General features: G+C 68.3%; 12 protein-coding genes. 5 read left to right on the top strand and 7 right to left on the bottom strand.

Annotated features, from left to right (window positions below):
- The first annotated feature begins 281 nt into the window (after positions 1-281).
- A complete protein-coding gene (locus OG841_RS08175) occupies positions 282-806 on the top strand; it encodes a pyridoxamine 5'-phosphate oxidase family protein (RefSeq protein ID WP_328642049.1) in 525 nt (174 codons plus the stop codon).
- Between the two features lie 81 nt (positions 807-887).
- Here the strand turns inward: OG841_RS08175 and OG841_RS08170 are convergent, their stop codons facing one another.
- On the bottom strand, positions 888-2,342 hold the full coding sequence (locus OG841_RS08170; protein WP_365123842.1) for an MFS transporter: 1,455 nt from the start codon (positions 2,340-2,342) through the stop codon (positions 888-890).
- Positions 2,343-2,491: 149 nt separating this feature from the next.
- Here OG841_RS08170 and OG841_RS08165 point away from each other — a divergent pair, with 149 nt between their 5' ends.
- The 3 genes from OG841_RS08165 (at position 2,492) to OG841_RS08155 (ending at position 7,420) form a co-directional block, all read left to right on the top strand.
- Positions 2,492-3,106: a TetR/AcrR family transcriptional regulator gene (locus OG841_RS08165; RefSeq protein ID WP_371564244.1), complete on the top strand. Its 615-nt coding sequence runs from the start codon at positions 2,492-2,494 to the stop codon at positions 3,104-3,106.
- A gap of 77 nt (positions 3,107-3,183) precedes the next feature.
- Positions 3,184-4,884, top strand: a complete 1,701-nt coding sequence (locus OG841_RS08160; protein ID WP_371564242.1) for a response regulator transcription factor — start codon at positions 3,184-3,186, stop codon at positions 4,882-4,884.
- A 79-nt stretch (positions 4,885-4,963) separates the two neighbouring features.
- Entirely contained in the window at positions 4,964-7,420 is a 2,457-nt protein-coding gene (locus OG841_RS08155) for an ATP-binding protein (RefSeq protein ID WP_371564241.1), read from the top strand.
- Between the two features lie 26 nt (positions 7,421-7,446).
- Here the strand turns inward: OG841_RS08155 and OG841_RS08150 are convergent, their stop codons facing one another.
- Together OG841_RS08150 and OG841_RS08145 are read right to left on the bottom strand one after the other, a co-directional pair.
- Positions 7,447-8,814, bottom strand: coding sequence for a cytochrome P450 (locus OG841_RS08150; protein WP_371564239.1), 1,368 nt, complete (start codon positions 8,812-8,814; stop codon positions 7,447-7,449).
- Positions 8,815-8,953: 139 nt separating this feature from the next.
- Positions 8,954-11,278 (bottom strand): helix-turn-helix transcriptional regulator, encoded by a 2,325-nt coding sequence (locus OG841_RS08145; RefSeq protein WP_328642055.1) that lies wholly within the window; start codon positions 11,276-11,278, stop codon positions 8,954-8,956.
- A 651-nt stretch (positions 11,279-11,929) separates the two neighbouring features.
- Here OG841_RS08145 and OG841_RS08140 point away from each other — a divergent pair.
- Entirely contained in the window at positions 11,930-13,066 is a 1,137-nt protein-coding gene (locus tag OG841_RS08140; RefSeq protein ID WP_328642056.1) for an acyltransferase family protein, read from the top strand.
- 219 nt (positions 13,067-13,285) lie between these two features.
- On the opposite strand, the gene OG841_RS08135 is transcribed toward OG841_RS08140, so the two are convergent.
- Genes OG841_RS08135 through OG841_RS08120 form a run of 4 tightly spaced genes read right to left on the bottom strand, consistent with a single transcriptional unit; the run spans position 13,286 to position 16,388 of the window.
- On the bottom strand, positions 13,286-13,762 hold the full coding sequence (locus tag OG841_RS08135) for an ester cyclase (RefSeq protein ID WP_328642057.1): 477 nt from the start codon (positions 13,760-13,762) through the stop codon (positions 13,286-13,288).
- A gap of 37 nt (positions 13,763-13,799) precedes the next feature.
- Complete coding sequence (locus tag OG841_RS08130) at positions 13,800-15,332, bottom strand: acyl-CoA carboxylase subunit beta (protein WP_328643708.1); 1,533 nt, start codon at positions 15,330-15,332, stop codon at positions 13,800-13,802.
- A gap of 22 nt (positions 15,333-15,354) precedes the next feature.
- The gene (locus tag OG841_RS08125; protein WP_328642058.1) at positions 15,355-15,564 is read right to left on the bottom strand and encodes a DUF5988 family protein; all 210 of its coding nucleotides are present in this window, start codon (positions 15,562-15,564) and stop codon (positions 15,355-15,357) included.
- A 41-nt stretch (positions 15,565-15,605) separates the two neighbouring features.
- Positions 15,606-16,388, bottom strand: a complete 783-nt coding sequence (locus OG841_RS08120) for a thioesterase II family protein (protein WP_328642059.1) — start codon at positions 16,386-16,388, stop codon at positions 15,606-15,608.
- Positions 16,389-16,394: the final 6 nt, after the last annotated feature.

Genomic DNA, 16,394 nt, shown 5'->3' with positions numbered 1-16,394 from the left:
ACGCGGCGGCCGACCGACTCGTACGGCAGGAGTGAAACCTGCGAGTCGGCGCCGGGACGGATGACCGCTGGCCAAATGCCGCGCCGCGGAAATCCGATGGAGCTCCGCCATCGTAGCTTTTCGAGCTGCCGGGCGAAAGTCATCCGGATTCAGAGATGGAAAACCGTACAGGGAGGGCGCCGCACTGTGGCTTCTTAGGGGTTGTAGCGGACAGCCACACCGCTAGCGTGGAGACGAACGTGACGCGTCCCTGCCTAGACGGAATGGAGGTGGCAATTCCGATGACCAACCCGGATTTGCTGCGTGTGGACCGTGAGCCGGTCACGGAGCCTGCCTGGATATTCAGCTACACGGCCACCGGGCCGCAGCTGGACTGGGAGTGGGCGCACAAACGGCTGCGGGAGTCGAAGAACTTCTGGCTGACCACCAAGGCCCTGGACGGTCGTCCGCACACCCGGCCCGTCTGGGGGTTCTGGATCCAGGGCGGTCTGTGGTTCTCGACGACGAATCGCTCCGTGGAGTACATGGAGGCGGACAACAATGTCACCGTACACACCGAGAGCGGTGATGAGGTGGTCATCGTGGAAGGCCGGTGTGAAAGGCTGTACGGAAAAGATAAGCTCCAGGTGATATCGGACAATTATCGGGAGCACTTCAGTCATGAAACGGTCGCCACCGACGAGGGTGTTTTCACCCCGGAAGGTTATGGCGGTCCCGGATTCAAGGTGACGCCGACCAAGGTGCTGGGGTGGAACGCGCCGTTTTTCAACACGGCGACGCGCTGGGTCTTCCCGGAATCCGACTGAGTCGACCGGACGGTTCCGGCGGGAAGAGGGAGTCGGGAAGCGGATTTACCTCCGCTTCCCGACTCCCTCCTTTTCGTGTCGTCAGGCGGCGCCGACGGCCTGTCGCTGGCCGGCCGGCTCCGGCTTGGGTGTGCGGATGACGGCCAGCACCAGGAGCAGTCCCACGACCGCGAACGCCAGCCCGCCCACGCACGTGGTCGCGATGCTGTCCGCCAGGGCGGCCTTGGTCGTCCCGCCGCCGTGCCCGCGCAGGGCGTTGCCGAAGATCGTGACCAGGACCGCGGTACCGATCGAACCACCGATCATGCCGACCGTCTGCAGCGCGCCCGACGCACCGCCCGCCTCCTTCGGCGGGACGTCCGCGAGGATGGTCGCGGCGAGCGGCGCGTTGAGCAGGCCGACACCGGCTCCCGCCAGGAGCATCGGGAGCATGATGCCGCTGAAGTACCCGGTCGACGCCGAGATCTGTGTCAGCCACACCATTGCGGCGGCGACCATCAGCAATCCGGTCGTCATGGAGGTCTTCGGGCTGTAACGCTTGACGATCTTCGGGGTCAGCGTCCTCGGCACCACCACCATGCCGAGGGACATCGGCAGGAAGGCGAGTCCCGCCTCGATCGGATTCATGTCGAGTACGTTCTGCACGAACTGGGTCAGGAAGAAGAACATCCCGAACATCGCGCCGCCGGAGCAGACGAAGACGAGGAAGCCGCCGGCTCGGTTGCGGTGGGTGAACAGGCCCAGGTTCAGGACCGGCTGGGAATGCCGGGACTCCACCAGCACGAGCAGGCCGAGCAGTACGACGCCTGCGACGAAGGAACCCACCGTGAGGGCGTTGGACCAGCCTTTGTCGGCGGCGTGGACGAAGCCGTACACCAGCGCGCTCATGCCCGCGGTGCCGAGCAGCGCGCCGGCTCCGTCGAACCGGCCGCCTTGGGGCTCGGCCGCAGGGATCAGCCGCGGTGCCAGGGCGAGCACCGCGACGCCGATGGGCACGTTGATGAACAGCACCCATCGCCATGAGGCGAGGTCCGTCAGGACGCCGCCGAGGAGCAGGCCGCCGGTGGAGCCGATACCGGAGGCCATGACGGAGATGCCGAGGGCCTTGGTGCGCTCCTCCTGGCCGGTGAACGTCCTCACGATCAGCGCCAGGGTGGACGGCAGTGCCAGAGCCGCGCCCAGGCCCTGCAGGGCCCGAGCGGCGAGCAGCCACCAGGTTTCCTGGGCGCAGCCTCCGGCGAAGGAGGCCAGCGTGAAGAGCGCGACGCCGGTCATCAGCGCCCTGCGGTTACCGAGGATGTCGCCCATGCGGCCGCCGAGCAGCAGGAATCCGCCGTACACCAGGGTGTAGGCGTTGAGCACCCAGGACAGCCCGGTGGGGGAGACGTCCAGGGCGTGCTGGATCTTCGGCAGGGCCATGTTCATGACGGTGATGTCGATGGCGCTGAGGAGTTGGACACAGAGGATGACGGTCAGGATGGCGCCGCGGTGCGCGGGGGTCTTCGCGTCCTGGCCGGGGGGTGCGGTGCTGGACAAGGTTCGGAGCCTCCTTCGGCGAGCCGATGCTCGCGAACGGATGACGGCCTGTTCAGGTCGGAGTGCCCGGCCAAAAAAGCGGGGAGTTCTCTCCGGGTGTAGCGAGTACGATACGGGGGATACTCTCCGCATTGCAACATGGAGGCTTGATGCAGCACTCGAGACCGGCTCCGCCGAGCTTGCCCTCCCGCCCGACCAGGATGGATGCCCGGCGGAACTACGACCGTCTGGTGGCCGCGGCGGACGACTTGTTCGAGGAACGGGGCACGGAGGTGCCGCTGGACGACGTCGTCCGCCGGGCCGGGCTCGGCTCTGGCACGCTCTACCGTCACTTCGCCAGCCGCGACGCCCTGCTCGCGGCGGTGTTCTGGGGACGGATCGACGCGCTGTGCAAGGAGGCCGAAAGCCTCCTCACGGCCGAGTCGCCGGTCGAGGGCATCGTCGTCTGGCTTCGCAGCCTCATCCGGCTGACGATGCGGCGCGGGCTCGCCGCGGCGCTCGCCTCGGACAACAAGGACGGCGGCTCCGAGCTGTTCCGCTACTGCCGGGAAACGCTCGACGCGGCGGCCACCCCTTTGCTGGAGCGGGTCAAGGAAGACGGCTCATTCCACCCGGACCTGGAGGTCTCGGACCTGATCACGTTCACCCACGCCATCGCGGTAGCCGCAGAGCGGGCGCCGGACAGGGAGGAACACGCCGACCGGCTGCTGCGTCTGCTGCTGGACGGACTGCGAACCCGCGAGGATCCCTTGCGGGACCTGTGATCCGCTGAGCGCGAGCGGACATACCTAGTGGAGTGGTGTCTGCGGAACCGCTCACACAGAAAACGGGGGAAGGACGGATGGAGTACGCGAGCACGAGCGGCGGTGTCCAGGCCGCACGCCGTTGGGATGCGCACTCGGCGGCCGATGACTCGGGGGCCTGGGCCCCGGCCGGCCACCCGGCGGGATCGCCGCTCGACCAGCACTACCAGCACCTCACACCGGACGAACGTGCGGTGTTCCGGAGACTGTCGGTGCTGGGCCCCGAACTCGACGCCGAAGCGGCTGTCGTGGTCTGCCACGACAACCGGCTCGATGCGATGGACGTGGTGGGTGCGCTGGACGTGCTGGAGTTCAGAGGACTGATACAACGGGTGCGCAGCGACTCCGAGAAGAGCCGGTTCAGGTGGCCCGAGAGCACGGTCGAGTACGGCGCCGCACGTCTTGCGGAATGCGGAGAGTTGGTCGCCGCCAACAGCCGCCTGGTGGACTGGATATGGGACCACGTCCGTCGGCTGACCCACGCCTACATGCTCTCCCGCGAGCAGAACGAATGGTTTGTCGACCGCGTGGACTATCTCGTACGGACCGTCGAGTGGACCTGGCGCACGCGTCACGACGACCGGCATGACCTGATGGTGGTTCTGCTGGCCAACCTCTGGCTGCACAACGGTCGGCAGGAGGCCGGCCGGCGCCTCGTCGACAGGGCGTTGCGCCGCAGCCCGCGGTCGCCTTACCGCAGCGACCTACTGTTGTGGGGGCTGTGGCTCACTCACCGGGACGACCAGTCGGACGAGTATCTGGACGTCGCGCTGGACGCGGTGGTCGCGGCCCGTGCCGCGGGCGCGAGCTCTGTGCTCGTCCGCGCGCTCACGTCGCTCGCCTGCGTCTACGTACGGCTGGAGGACGACGATTCGGCGCGCCGGTGCTTCGAGGAGTCCATCGCTCTGGCGAGGCAGCTGAACGACGACTTCAGCCTCTCCCTGTGCTCGCACATCTACGCCTGGTTCCTGCTCGGCGTCGGCGAGAATGCCGAAGCGTGCGCCGCGATATCCGTCACCACCCCGTCCTTCGAACAGCAGGCCGAGCCGTTTCAGTACGCCAGCTACTGCTTCGTGGCGGGAGCCAGTGATCTCGCCACGGGCGCCCTGGACGCCGCCGAGGACCACATGCGGACCGCGGTCGGCATTTTCCACTCCTCCGGCCCGAGCTGCTTCTATCCCATCGGCGGCCTTGCCCTCATCGCGCTGCTCCGGGGACAGCCGAGCCGCTGCCTGGTGCTGCTGACCGCCTACGAGAGGTTCCGCAACGGAGCGGGCGAGTCGACCCGCGTCCCCCGGTGGTGGGAAGGAAAGCTCGCGGACGCGCGCTTCGTCGCCACCGCGCACCTGACGGCCGAGGAGGCCGATGACATCCGGCAGACCGCCCAGGCGTGCACCGACCAGCAGCTCATCAGCTATGCGCTGGGCAGCGCAGACCGGCTGTCGGTCCCGGAGTCGTCGGCCCTGACCAGGCGGGAGCACGAGATCGCGATGCTGATCGCCCAGGGGCTGAGCAACCGGCGGATCGCCGATTACCTGCAGATAGCCGAGAGCACCGTGGCGTCCCACACGAAGAGGATCTACGCCAAACTCGGCATCCACTCACGCACCCAGCTCGCCGCCTGGGTGGCCGCCCAGAGCCCCTGCGGCATTCCGCGTCACGTGATCGCCGAGTCGGCCCAGGAGACGGTCTCGTCGGCGGGAGACGGCCCCTTCTCCGGAGGCGCGCTGCAGATGTAGTCCTCGTCCGCGCCGTGGGAGCACCGTTCCTGGACGCCCGCTGTACCGCGAAGGGAACAGACGAAGAGGAGCGCGATCCTTGGGAGTATCGGCAATCTACTGCGTCATCTGTGAATCTCGTATCGTCGTACCGTCCACGCGGCGCACCAGAACACACAAGCAGTACTGCTCCAACGCGTGCCGGCAGCGGGCCTACCGGCGAAGACTGGCCGCCACGGAGCGGTCGACCGCTCACCCGCGGCCGCTCGGCGCCACCACCTTTCCCGTCCGCCTGGACAAGTTCACCGGCCGGGCCGGGGAACTGGAGCGTCTCAGGACCCTGTCCGGCAAGCGGCTTCTGACGGTGACGGGGGCACCGGGCGTGGGCAAGAGCCGGCTCGCCATGCAGCACGTCGAGGCGTCGTCCGGCGACGGCGCGGTGGTGGTCTGGCTCGACCTGGACGGACGAGGCGGCACCGAGCGGTTTCCGGGCCTCCTGACCACGGCACTCGCCCCTGGGGCGGACCACGATGACGAGCAGTCACTGTTCGCGGCACTCGGCGCTCAGCAGGTGCTGCTGGTGCTCGACAACTGCGAGGAGGTGGTGGAACGTTACGCCAGTTTTCTGGAGACGCTGTTGTCCCGCTGCCCCGGGCTGCGGATACTGGCGACCAGCCGGGAGGCGTTCCGCATCCCCTGCGAGACCGTGCTCGGGCTCGACCCGCTGTCCCTGCCCGCGCCGACCGCGAGCACCCCCAAGGCGCTGCTGCGTTCCGAGGCGGGCCAACTCTTCGTGGAGCGGGCCTCGTCGGGCAACCCGAACTTCGCACTGAGCCACGACAACGCTGCCGCCGTCGCCGAACTCTGCGTCGAGTTGGACGGACTGCCCCTACTGATCGAGTTTGCCGCCCACTGGGTCGGCCTGTTGACGGTCACCGAGCTGTTGACCCGGGTCCGGCAGTCGGCGAAGGTACTGACCGTCGGAAGCCGCACCGCGAGCGACCGGCACAGTAGTTTCCTGTCGGCGTTCGCTTCCAGTTACGACCGGCTGAGCGCCGCCGAGCAGGCCGTGTTCCGTCGGCTGTCGGTGCTTTCCGGGCCGTTCGACCTGGACCTGGCCATGGCGGTATGCGGCCAGGACGCGCCGTCCACCCAGCACAGTGCACAACTCCTCACCCAGCTTCGGGCCAAGTCCCTGCTGGTGGCCACGGTGGACTCGCCGAACGGGACGGAGCTGCGCCAGTACGGTTCGGTACGCAGATACGCGGGTGAGCTGCTGGAGGAGGCCGGGGAGGCGGAGACCACCCGCGACCTGCTGATCGACTGGCTGGTGGACCTGTGTCAACCGGTGGTGGAGCGCATCACCGTGCCCCGGGAACTGCTGTCCAGGGTCTGCCAGGTGCACCAGCACCTCCTCAGCGCCGTCGAGTGGACGGCCCGCGCCGACGACGAGCGGCACGTGGTGCTGGTCGCCGCACTCACCAGGGCGCTGCGGGCCAGGGGTGAGCACGCCCTGATCGGACGTCTGGGGGAGCGGGCCCTGCACATGGCGGCCGACTGCGCCGACCGTTCGGTCCTGATGACGGAACTCGCCGAGGTCAAACTGGCCGGTGGCTTCCTGATCGACGCGGTCACCTACGCCTCGCGCGCGGCCGAGCTGATCGGGGAGCGTCACACCGCTGATGGCACCCGTGGCCGGCGCGAGTGCGAGTACCGGACCGTACGGGCCCGCGCGCTTCTCGCCCTGGCCTCCTGCCTGCGTCGGATCGGGCAGCACGCGGCTGCGGAGGCCACGGCGCAGCAGGCCCTGGCCATTGTGCGGGAGTACGGCGGTGTCCTCGACGAAGCCGCCTGTCTTGAGCATCTGGCCATCACGAGCATGGCCGCGGGCGACCTGGACCAGGCCTCCCGGACGATCTCCGATGTGCTGGGGTCCCTGCCCGAGTACGACGAGGCGGGCGCAGTACAGGCTTTCGACGTCGCGACCGACATCGCCCTGGCCGCGGGAGAGTCCGCCAGGGCCGCGGCCCACGCCGAAGAGCTGCTGCGCAGGCTGCCGGACGACGCCGGACTGCTGCACCGGCCACTCAGCCGGCTGGCCGCGGCCGTCGTGGCCGACGGGGACCGGCTGCGGGCGCTGCGGCTCGCGGAGCTGGCCCGTGCCATGAGTGAACAGGGCAGGGTGACCGAGCAGATGTGGCTGGACGACGAAGTGGAGCGCCAGCTGCAGGCGTTCGTGGGTCGGCAGCAGCCGGCTGAGGTGCAGCGGATCCGAAGGGTGGCGGTCACCCTCTCCCCGCGGCTCGCGCGGGCCTTCGCGCTGGGCGCGACCTGGCCGCACGAGACCGCGGAGGAGCAACGCACCGGTGTGCTGTCCGCGAGGAAACTGGACATCGCGCTGTTCGTGGCGGAAGGGCTTACGAACAGCCAGATCGCCAATCGGCTGGGCGTGTCCCCGCGGACGGTGGCCACCCACCTGGCTCGTCTGCGTAGCGAACTGAACATCGAGTCACGGGCTCAGGTCGCCGCCTGGGCCAGGACCGCGCTGCGTGGGTAGCGCCGCCGCGGGGCGGGTGCGGCGGCTCACGCCGCCCGGGGAACGGGGGTCACGCGCACCGACGCGGGGCCCAGCGTCATCTCCGTCTGCGGCTTGAGCGGGTTGCTCTCCGGCGCGAGGCGCAGGTGCCAGCGCCGCCCGATCGTGGCCAGTGCGATGGTGGACTCGGTGATGGCGAACGCGTCGCCGATGCACTTGTGCACGCCCGCCCCGAACGGGATGAACGAGCTACGCGGAAGGTCGGGCTGCCGCTGGCGCCGCTCGGGGTCGAACAGTTCGGGCTCCTCGAACACGCGGGGGTCGCGCTGGAGGGCATACGGGCTGACCGCGAACTGGGTGCCCTCCGGGAAGCGGTGCGGGCCCAGCGTGGTGTCGCGCAGCGCCCGGCGGGTCAGCATCCACAGCGGAGGGTAGAGGCGCAGCGTCTCGTCGAGGATCGCGTTGATGTACGTCAGCGAGCGGATGTTGTCGTACGACACGTCCTCGCCGTCGAGCAGGGAGTCGATCTCGGCCTGGAACTTCTGCTGCACGTCCGGATACTGCGAGATCAGACCCAGAGCCCAGGCGAGGGTGTTGGCGGTGGTGTCGATGCCGGCGGCCAGGAAGGTGATGACCTGGTCGTGCAGTTCCTCGTTGCTGAACGTGGCACCGGTTTCGTCGTCCTGGGCCGACATCAGCAGACCGAGCAGGTCGTCGCGGGTCGTGGTGCTGCGCTGGTCGGCGATGATCCTGTCGACCGTCTCGTCGAACTGGCGCACCGCCTCCTGGTATCGCCGGTTCGCGGCGGTGGGCAGCTTCCCGAGGATCGCCAGGGGCGCTGTCATCTGCTTGTACATGCCGGCCGTCAACCGGTCCAGCGAGTCCGCCGCCTGGTTGACGGTCCCGGCCGACTCGGACCCGGTGGTCGACATGGTGAAGAAGCAGCGCAGCGTCACCCGGGTGGTGAGATCGTGTATCTCCTTGACGATGTCGACCTCCTGACCGGGCCGCCAGCCGCCGGTCATGGCGTCCGCTTCCTCCTGCATGACCCGCATGTACGACTTTATGTGCTGGGAGTGGAAGGCAGGCTGTGACATTCTGCGCTGCCGCATGTGCTCCGGCCCGGTCGACGTGGCCAGGCCGTTGCCCATGATCGTGCGGGACCTCTCGAGGAAGGGACCGCCCCGGCCGAAGTCCTTGGAGCGCTCGACCAGCAGATGGTGCGCGAGGTCGTGGCGGCACAGGACGTTGAGCGGTACGGGCCCCATGCGGATCGCGACGATGTCGCCGTATTCGTGCAGGGAACTGAGGAAACCCAGGGGATCTTGACGCAGTTGGCGCGAGTGACCGAGCACCGGCAGCGCTCCGGGAGCCGCTCCCACCGTCCACGCTCCGTCCTTGACGGAAGTCAGCATGCCGTCGTTCTCCTTCGTGTGGCAGGGGAATTCCGTCCATGACGCCACGCTGTGGCACGAGGCGGAACCCTTGGTCGTCGTGCGGCGGGCGCATGTTCGGCCCGTGGGATCGTGGTGTGTTCGTGCGGCGAGGCGCGGCTCAGCCGATCATGGCGCGCAGTTGCTGCCGTCCCGCGACACCGAGCTTCTTGTAGGTGTGGGTGAGGTGCTGTTCGACCGTGCTGATGCTCAGCGACAGCGAGCGGGCGATGACACGATTACTGCTGCCGGTCGCCGCCAGCATGGCCACCTTCCGCTCGGAGAAGGTGAGCTTGTTGAGGTAGCGGGAGAACCGGTCCTCTATCCGGTAACGGGCGGGCCTCGCGCTGGGCGGAGCCGTCTCGTTCAGGGTCAGGGTCCTGATGGACTCGACGAGTTCGCCGCGCTCCACGGCTCTGGCGAGTACGTCGTACAGCTGCTCACGCGCCGAGCGGTACCCCTCGTCGGCGCTCATCGGCCGTCCGAGTGTCTCCAGCCGGGTGTTCCGCTCGTCGACAAGATCCACCGCGGCCTCTTGGTCGCCCCGCAGCAGCTGGGCACCGGCCGCCGCGAGCCGCCACGGCAGGATGTGCTCGTGGTCGACGCCCCAGGCAACCATGAGCCGGCCGCAGGTGAGGAAGTCCGCGAGCGCCGCTTCGGCCCGGCCCTCGGCCAGGTTGACCTGACCGCGGGCGTACAGGAATCTCAGTCCGTGCCGGGTGTCCAACGAGGCGGGGGGCAGAGGCTGCGCCGCCCCTCTCCTGGCGTCCGAGAGTTCGCCGGTCATGACCCGGGCGAGCAGGAGCGAGGCCAGTGGGCCGCCGAACCGGGCGCCCCAGGACGGCGTGGGCAGCATGGCCATGGCCTCCTCGGAGTCCGCGGCCGCGTCGGAGTACCGCCCCTCACCCAGCGACGCCTCGGCCCGTATCGCAAGAAACCGGGCCTGCCATACAGGTGCGCGTCGCACCGCGGCCTCGTCCACCAGCTTGTCCGTGAGGGAATGGACGAGCTTCCACTCCTTCGCGTACAGGAGCGCGGAGAGGCCGGCGAGCACGGCCGGCGCGGAGTTCTCAGTGAAGGAGGAGTGGTACAACGCCTTGGACGCGGCTTCGGCGGCGGCAGGATCCGGCTGTTCGCTCGTCAGCATCCGCACCAGGGGCCAGACCGCCGCGAACCGGTTGGAGGCGGTGCTGAACGCGGTGGTCCTGACGGGGTCGTCCAGACGTGCCGACGACGTACGGGTGAGTGCCGGGTAGTCACCGCAGAGGAGGAGGCGATCGGCTTCCAGTTCGGCATGCGCCGACAGCTGCCGCGCATCGAGCCGACCGGCCAGTGTCTCCAGTTCGGCGACTGCCTCCGTCGCCATGCCTCGCCGCGCCATCTGCTCGCTGAGCAGGGAGGACCGCTTCTGCCACAACGCGTCGGTGCCGATCAGCGCTCGCGCTTCGTGCAGGCACTGTGCGCAGTGCTCGGGGTTGTCGGCCGACTGGATCTCGGCGATCTGGCCCAGGGTCTCCGCGCGCCTCGCGCCGTCCGACATGCCGCGCACCGCCAACCACAGGGTCTTGACCGCCAGCTCCCGGTCGTTGAGTGCCAGCGCCTGGGCGGCGGCCTCCTGGGCCAGGAAGTCGGTCCAGGAGGCGTCGGTGTGGTCTGCCGCGATCAGAACCCGTGCCACCTTGACCGCCTGCACCCCCATCGTCCGCAGCACGATGGCCGCCCGACGGCGTAATGCGGAGCCCTGCTGCAACGGGATCGAGGACAGGATCGCCTGGGAGGCCACCGGGTGCCGGAAACGGCTGTTGGCCACCAACCCGGCCGAAGCGAGAGCGGTCAGCGTCCGGGCGGCGTTCTCCGGAGTCGTGCCGACCACCTCGGCCAGGCTGCGCGCCGTGCTGTACTCGTCGAGGACGGCGATGGCCTGGGCCACCTCCCGGACCTCCGCGGTGCTGCGGTTGTAGCAGCTCAGAACCGCCTCGCGGTAGCACGCGCCCGGTACCTGGGGAACCGAGGGGGCGACGGCGCCCCCCTCCCGCAGCCGCTGGTAGTCGGCGAGCAGCGCCTTGAGCAGGGACAGATTGTCGCCGGCCAGCTGCATCAGCTCGGCGGTGCTGCTGCTGCTCAGCGTCAGCCCGAACTGCTGGGCAGCCATGCGTACGACCGCCGTGGGGGGCAGTTGCTCCATGTGCAGGGTGCGGCAGTAGGGCCGGCCGGCGAGTTCGGCGAGTCCCCGCCGGTGCGTGTGGTGCAGTGTGGATCTCTCCCCGAGGACGAGGAGCACCGGTTGCGACTGTATGTCCCGTGCGAACCCGGTCATCGCCCGCAGCGACGCGACGTCCGCGTCCTGCACGTCGTCGACGCAGAGCAGCCGAGGTACCGTGCCGGGCCGGACCGGGGATTCCAGCGGAAGGGTCTTCGAGAGGTGCGGGAACGTAATTGTCTCCACCTCGAAACCGCGGGAGGTTGCCGTTTTCGCGACAGCCGACATGAGTGTCGTCTTGCCCGATCCCTGCGGGCCGAGCACAATCGCGATGCTACCGTCGCCTTGCGCGGCATTGTCCAGGAGCGAGCTGAGAATGTTGAATTCGGTGACCCTTTCCAAGTGTTCCACGGATTCTCCCGCTCGGTAATCGTCTCTTGCCTTAGCGGTACGCGGCGTCATCGGCGCGGAAAAATTTGGGCGGGCTTTTCTCCACCTGCCCCCTCATGGTGCCGGCCTCGTCCCTGCAGTGTCGGTCGGGTCCGGGGCGGGCCTCCGTGATCGAATAGTTGATCACTGCAGTTCCGTGACTGATCGTTGCCCACTCCCAACAACTACCACCACCCCCCATTAGGGAAGTCTCATGCCGTAACGCGGGCCGCGTTACGGCATGCTCTGCACTGTCCGGTCGTGTGGTCGGCGCATTTTCCGTCAGCAAGGTGGAGTGTTTGCCTCCGTTTTCCCTGTGGATTCTTAGGGGCCGCATCAATCCAGCCATAAAGTAATGTGTTTTCCAGCACAGATCGGTCAAGGCTGCCATACCTGACTCGGAGGCCATCCGGCATGCTTGAAAACAATCAGAGGCCACCTGGCGCGCGTCTCCCGTCGCTGACCGGAATGCGTTTTATCGCTGCCTTACTGGTCTTCTTTACGCACGCGTCGATCGAATCCGTCTTCAGCGATCAGGGGGTCGCCTCCTGGACACATCGCGTTCTGGAGCCCGGCGGCAGGTACGGCGTCTCGTTCTTCTTCGTCCTCAGTGGCTTCGTGCTGACCTGGTCGGCGAGACCCCATGACACCGTACGGGGCTTCTGGCGGCGACGGCTGGCCAAGATCTACCCGCTGCACGTCGTCACCTGGGTGATGGCACTCGTCCTGCTGGTCACGGTCAAGTCCCCCGGGCTCGTACTGAACTGGCACGTGGCGACGCTCAATCTCTTCCTGCTGCACGCATGGTTCCCCTGGTCGGACACGATGGTCAGCCTGAACGCGCCGTCCTGGTCGCTGTGTTGCGAGGCGCTCTTCTACCTCGCCTTTCCGCTGATCATCTGGCTCGTCCGCAAGATACGGCCGGCCCTGCTGTGGCCGGCGGCGATCGTCGCCGTCGCCGTCGTGATGTGCACCCCGCTCGTCACCTCGCTGCTGCCTCAGCAGCCCGTGATCCCCGGCTACAACGTCACCTTCTACGGCTCGTGGTTCATGAAGGTCTTTCCACTGGCCCACCTCTTCGAGTTCGTGGTGGGCATTCTGATGGCGCGCATCGTGCTGACCGGCCGATGGATCAACCTGGGTTTCGCCCCCGCGGCGATCCTGGCGGTGTGCGACTACTACGTCGTCGTGAAGGTCCCGATGTTCTACTCCTTCGCCGCGGCCGGCATCATCCCGCTGGCCCTTCTCGTGCCGGCCGCGGCGGAGGCGGACCGCCGCTCCGCCACCACCTGGGGCCTGCGCAGCAAGGTGATGGTGCGGCTCGGCGAGATCTCCTTCGCGTTCTACATGGTGCACTGGCTGGTGCTGCACTATGGGCACCGTCTCATCGGCCCCGTCGAGACGTGGAGCACCCCTGCCGCGCTCGGGTTGTGGGCCGCCGGGTTCGTCGTGGCGCTGATCGCCGCCTGGCTGCTGCACGAATGGGTCGAGATGCCCGCCATGCGGCGGTGGAGCAGGCCGAGGGCCGAACGGCCGGGCGTCCGCGGCGCCGAGAGGATGCCCGCAGCGGTCCGACAGGAGCAACCGGAGCTCAATCTGGACTGAAGGTGAGGATCGCTGTGGCTCCGCTCGGGGGTCTGGCCCGTGGACCGACTGGCGCTTCGAAGTCCGTGGCTGGAATCGTCGGCCGTCCGGGTGGAGCCACAGCGTGCATGACCGGTCAGGCGTCGGGTACGCCCGGCGATCCACAGGAGCTTCTGCTCGACCCGGTGCCCCGGTCTCGACGTCCGTCGCGACCGGGGCACCACGATGTGTGCGTCCGCCTCAGTCGCTGCCCGGCCCCGGCAGTTCCAGTCCCAACTGGGCGACCAGCGACAACAGGTCGTTCACCGCCCAGTGCTCGACGATCTGTCCGTCGCGCACCCGCAGCATGTCCAGCGCCAGCACCTCGAACGTGCGGCCCGTGCCCGGCACGCCCATGAAGTCGCCCGTATGTGTCCCCCGGACGGTGTGACGATTGCACACCAGGTCACCGCTGACGACGGTCTCCTCGATCGTGGACCGCAGATCGGAGAAGGCCGCTCGCATGGACTCCCACTTATGGCGCCAGCCGGCCGGGCCGGGGGGTGTTCCGGGTGGGGCCACGTGGTCCACCACGTCCGCGGCGAAGAGCGAGGGGTCGAACTCCCCGGCGTTGAAACACGCGACGACCCTGCGGACCACCTCTGCCGGATCGGGGACCTGCTCTTCGGTGCCCGGTTCGGCCATGTGTGCCTTGCCCGGTATCGCGTCGTTGGCCATGGCGAGACCTCTCTGCTTCGTGGTGGGGCGAGCAGCGTCACTGCGGGGGGTTGCCGTGCTTGCGGGAGGGCAGGTCGGCGTGCTTCGACTGGAGCATGGCCAGGGACCTGATGAGAGCCTCGCGGGTCTCCGCCGGGTCGATGACGTCGTCGACCAGGCCGCGCTCCGCGGCGTAGTAGGGGTGCATCAGCTCGGACTTGTACTCCTTGACCATGCGGTCCCGCATGGCCTCGGGGTCCTCCGCCTCGGCGATCTGACGCCGGAAGATGACATTGGCGGCACCTTCGGCACCCATCACCGCGATCTCGTTCGTCGGCCAGGCGTAGGTGAGGTCCGCGCCGATGGACTGGCTGTCCATCACGATGTAGGCCCCGCCGTACGCCTTGCGGAGGATCAGGGAGATCCTCGGCACGGTGGCGTTGCAGTACGCGTACAGCAGCTTCGCGCCGTGGCGGATGATTCCACCGTGCTCCTGGTCGACGCCGGGCAGGAAGCCCGGTACGTCCAGCAGGGTGATCAGGGGAATGCTGAAGGCATCGCACATCTGGACGAAACGCGCCGCTTTCTCACTCGCCTCGATGTCCAGCACCCCCGCCAGCGTCTGCGGCTGGTTGGCGATGATGCCGACGACCTGGCCGTCGAGGCGGGCCAGGGCGCAGATGATGTTGCGGGCCCAGCGCTCGTGGACCTCGAGGTACTCGCCGTCGTCGACGATCTCCTCGATCACCTTCGCCATGTCGTACGGCCGTTTGCCGTCCGCCGGCACCAGGTCGAGCAGGACGTCCGAACGCCGGTGCGCCGGGTCGGAGGACTCCACCCGCGGCGGGTTCTCCCGGTTGTTCTGCGGGAGCATCGACAGCAGGTAGCGCACCTCGGCGAGGCACGTCTCCTCGTCGTCGTAGGCGAAGTGGCAGACACCGGACGTCTCGGCGTGCACGTCGGCGCCGCCGAGGCCGTTCTGGGTGATCTCCTCGCCCGTCACCGCCTTCACCACGTCCGGTCCGGTGATGAACATCTGGGACGTCTCGCGGACCATGAAGACGAAGTCGGTGAGGGCGGGGCTGTAGGCCGCGCCGCCCGCGCACGGGCCGAGCATCACGCTGATCTGCGGGATGACGCCCGATGCCTTGGTGTTGCGCTGGAAGATGCCGCCGTAGCCCGCGAGGGCCGAGACGCCCTCCTGGATACGGGCGCCCGCGCCGTCGTTCAACGACACCAGCGGGGCTCCGGCCGCGATGGCCATGTCCATGATCTTGTGGATCTTCGTGGCGTGGGCCTCGCCCAGCGCGCCGCCGAAGATGCGGAAGTCGTGGGCGTAGACGAAGACCGTACGGCCCTCCACCGTGCCCCAGCCGGTGATGACACCGTCGGTGTACGGCTTCTTGGCCTCCAGGCCGAACCCGGTCGCCCGGTGCCGGCGCAGCTGCTCGACCTCCTGGAAGGAGCCCGCGTCGAGGAGCAGCTCGATGCGCTCCCGTGCGGTCAGCTTGCCCTTGGCGTGCTGCGCCTCGGTCGCCTTCTCGCTCGGACCGGCCAAAGCCGCCGCACGGATCTCGCGCAACTCGGCCAGACTGCTGGAGGTCACCCGGCGCTCACTCCGCGATGGCGGTGCGCGCGGTCCACTGGAACACCGCCAGCTTCTCGTTGTCGAGCGTCGTGAAGTCGCCCTCGTGGACGAAGTGCTCGTAGCCCGCCTCGAAGCGGTGTTTGATCTTCTCTGTGAGCGAGGCAGTGAACTGAATGCGCTCCTCGTCGGGGAAGTAGGACGGGCCGCCTACCAGGAGAACCTTGATCTGGGACATCGTGGGCACCTCCGCGTTGAAGAGAGGGAACGAGTTGCCGGCTATGCGGCGGTCTCGGGTGGGGTGACGCGCGACCCCAGCGAGTGCAGCCGCGTACGCACCACGTCGAGCACCGCCGGGACCTGTGCGTTCAGATAGAAGTGGCCGCCCTGGAAGACCTTCATGTCGAACGGGCCGGTCGTGTGCTCGGACCAGGCACGGGCCTCGTCGACGGTGGTCCGGGGATCCGTGTCGCCCACAAGAGCGACGATCGGGCAGTCGAGTACGGCGCCGGGGCGCGGGCGGTAGGTCTCCACGGCGTGGTAATCGGCGCGGAGCGCGGGCAGAACCATCTGCCAGAGTTCCTCGTCCTCCATCAACGCGTCATCCGTGCCGCCGAGTCGACGGAGCTCCGCCATGATTCCCGCGTCGTCGCGAAGCCGTACGTTCTCCTTACGCACCCGGGAGGGGGCCCGGCGCCCGGAGAGGAAGAGCACTGACGGGGCGATGCCGTCACGGGCGAGTGACGCGGAAACCTCGAACGCCACCATCGCCCCCATACTGTGCCCGAACAGGGCCAGCGGGCGGTCCGTCCACGGGGCGATCGCCGACGCAGCACCCCGGGCGAGTTCTTCGATGCTGCGTAGCGGAGGCTCGCTCCTGCGGTCCTGCCGGCCCGGGTACTGGACCGCGAGCCCCTCGACCTCCGGTGCCAGCGCGACCGAGATATCACGGAAGTAGCTGGCGGAACCACCCGCGTGCGGAAAGCAGACCAGACGGATCGCGGCCTTCTCGGACGGGTGGTACCGGCGGATCCAATCGCTGTCCGTCCTGACGTTGCTCATCGTGGG

The sequence above is a fragment of the Streptomyces canus genome (assembly GCF_041435015.1).
GTDB lineage: Bacteria > Actinomycetota > Actinomycetes > Streptomycetales > Streptomycetaceae > Streptomyces > Streptomyces canus_G.
The sequence above is the reverse complement of the archived record's forward strand: the minus strand, read 5'-3'. Positions and strand labels throughout refer to the sequence as shown.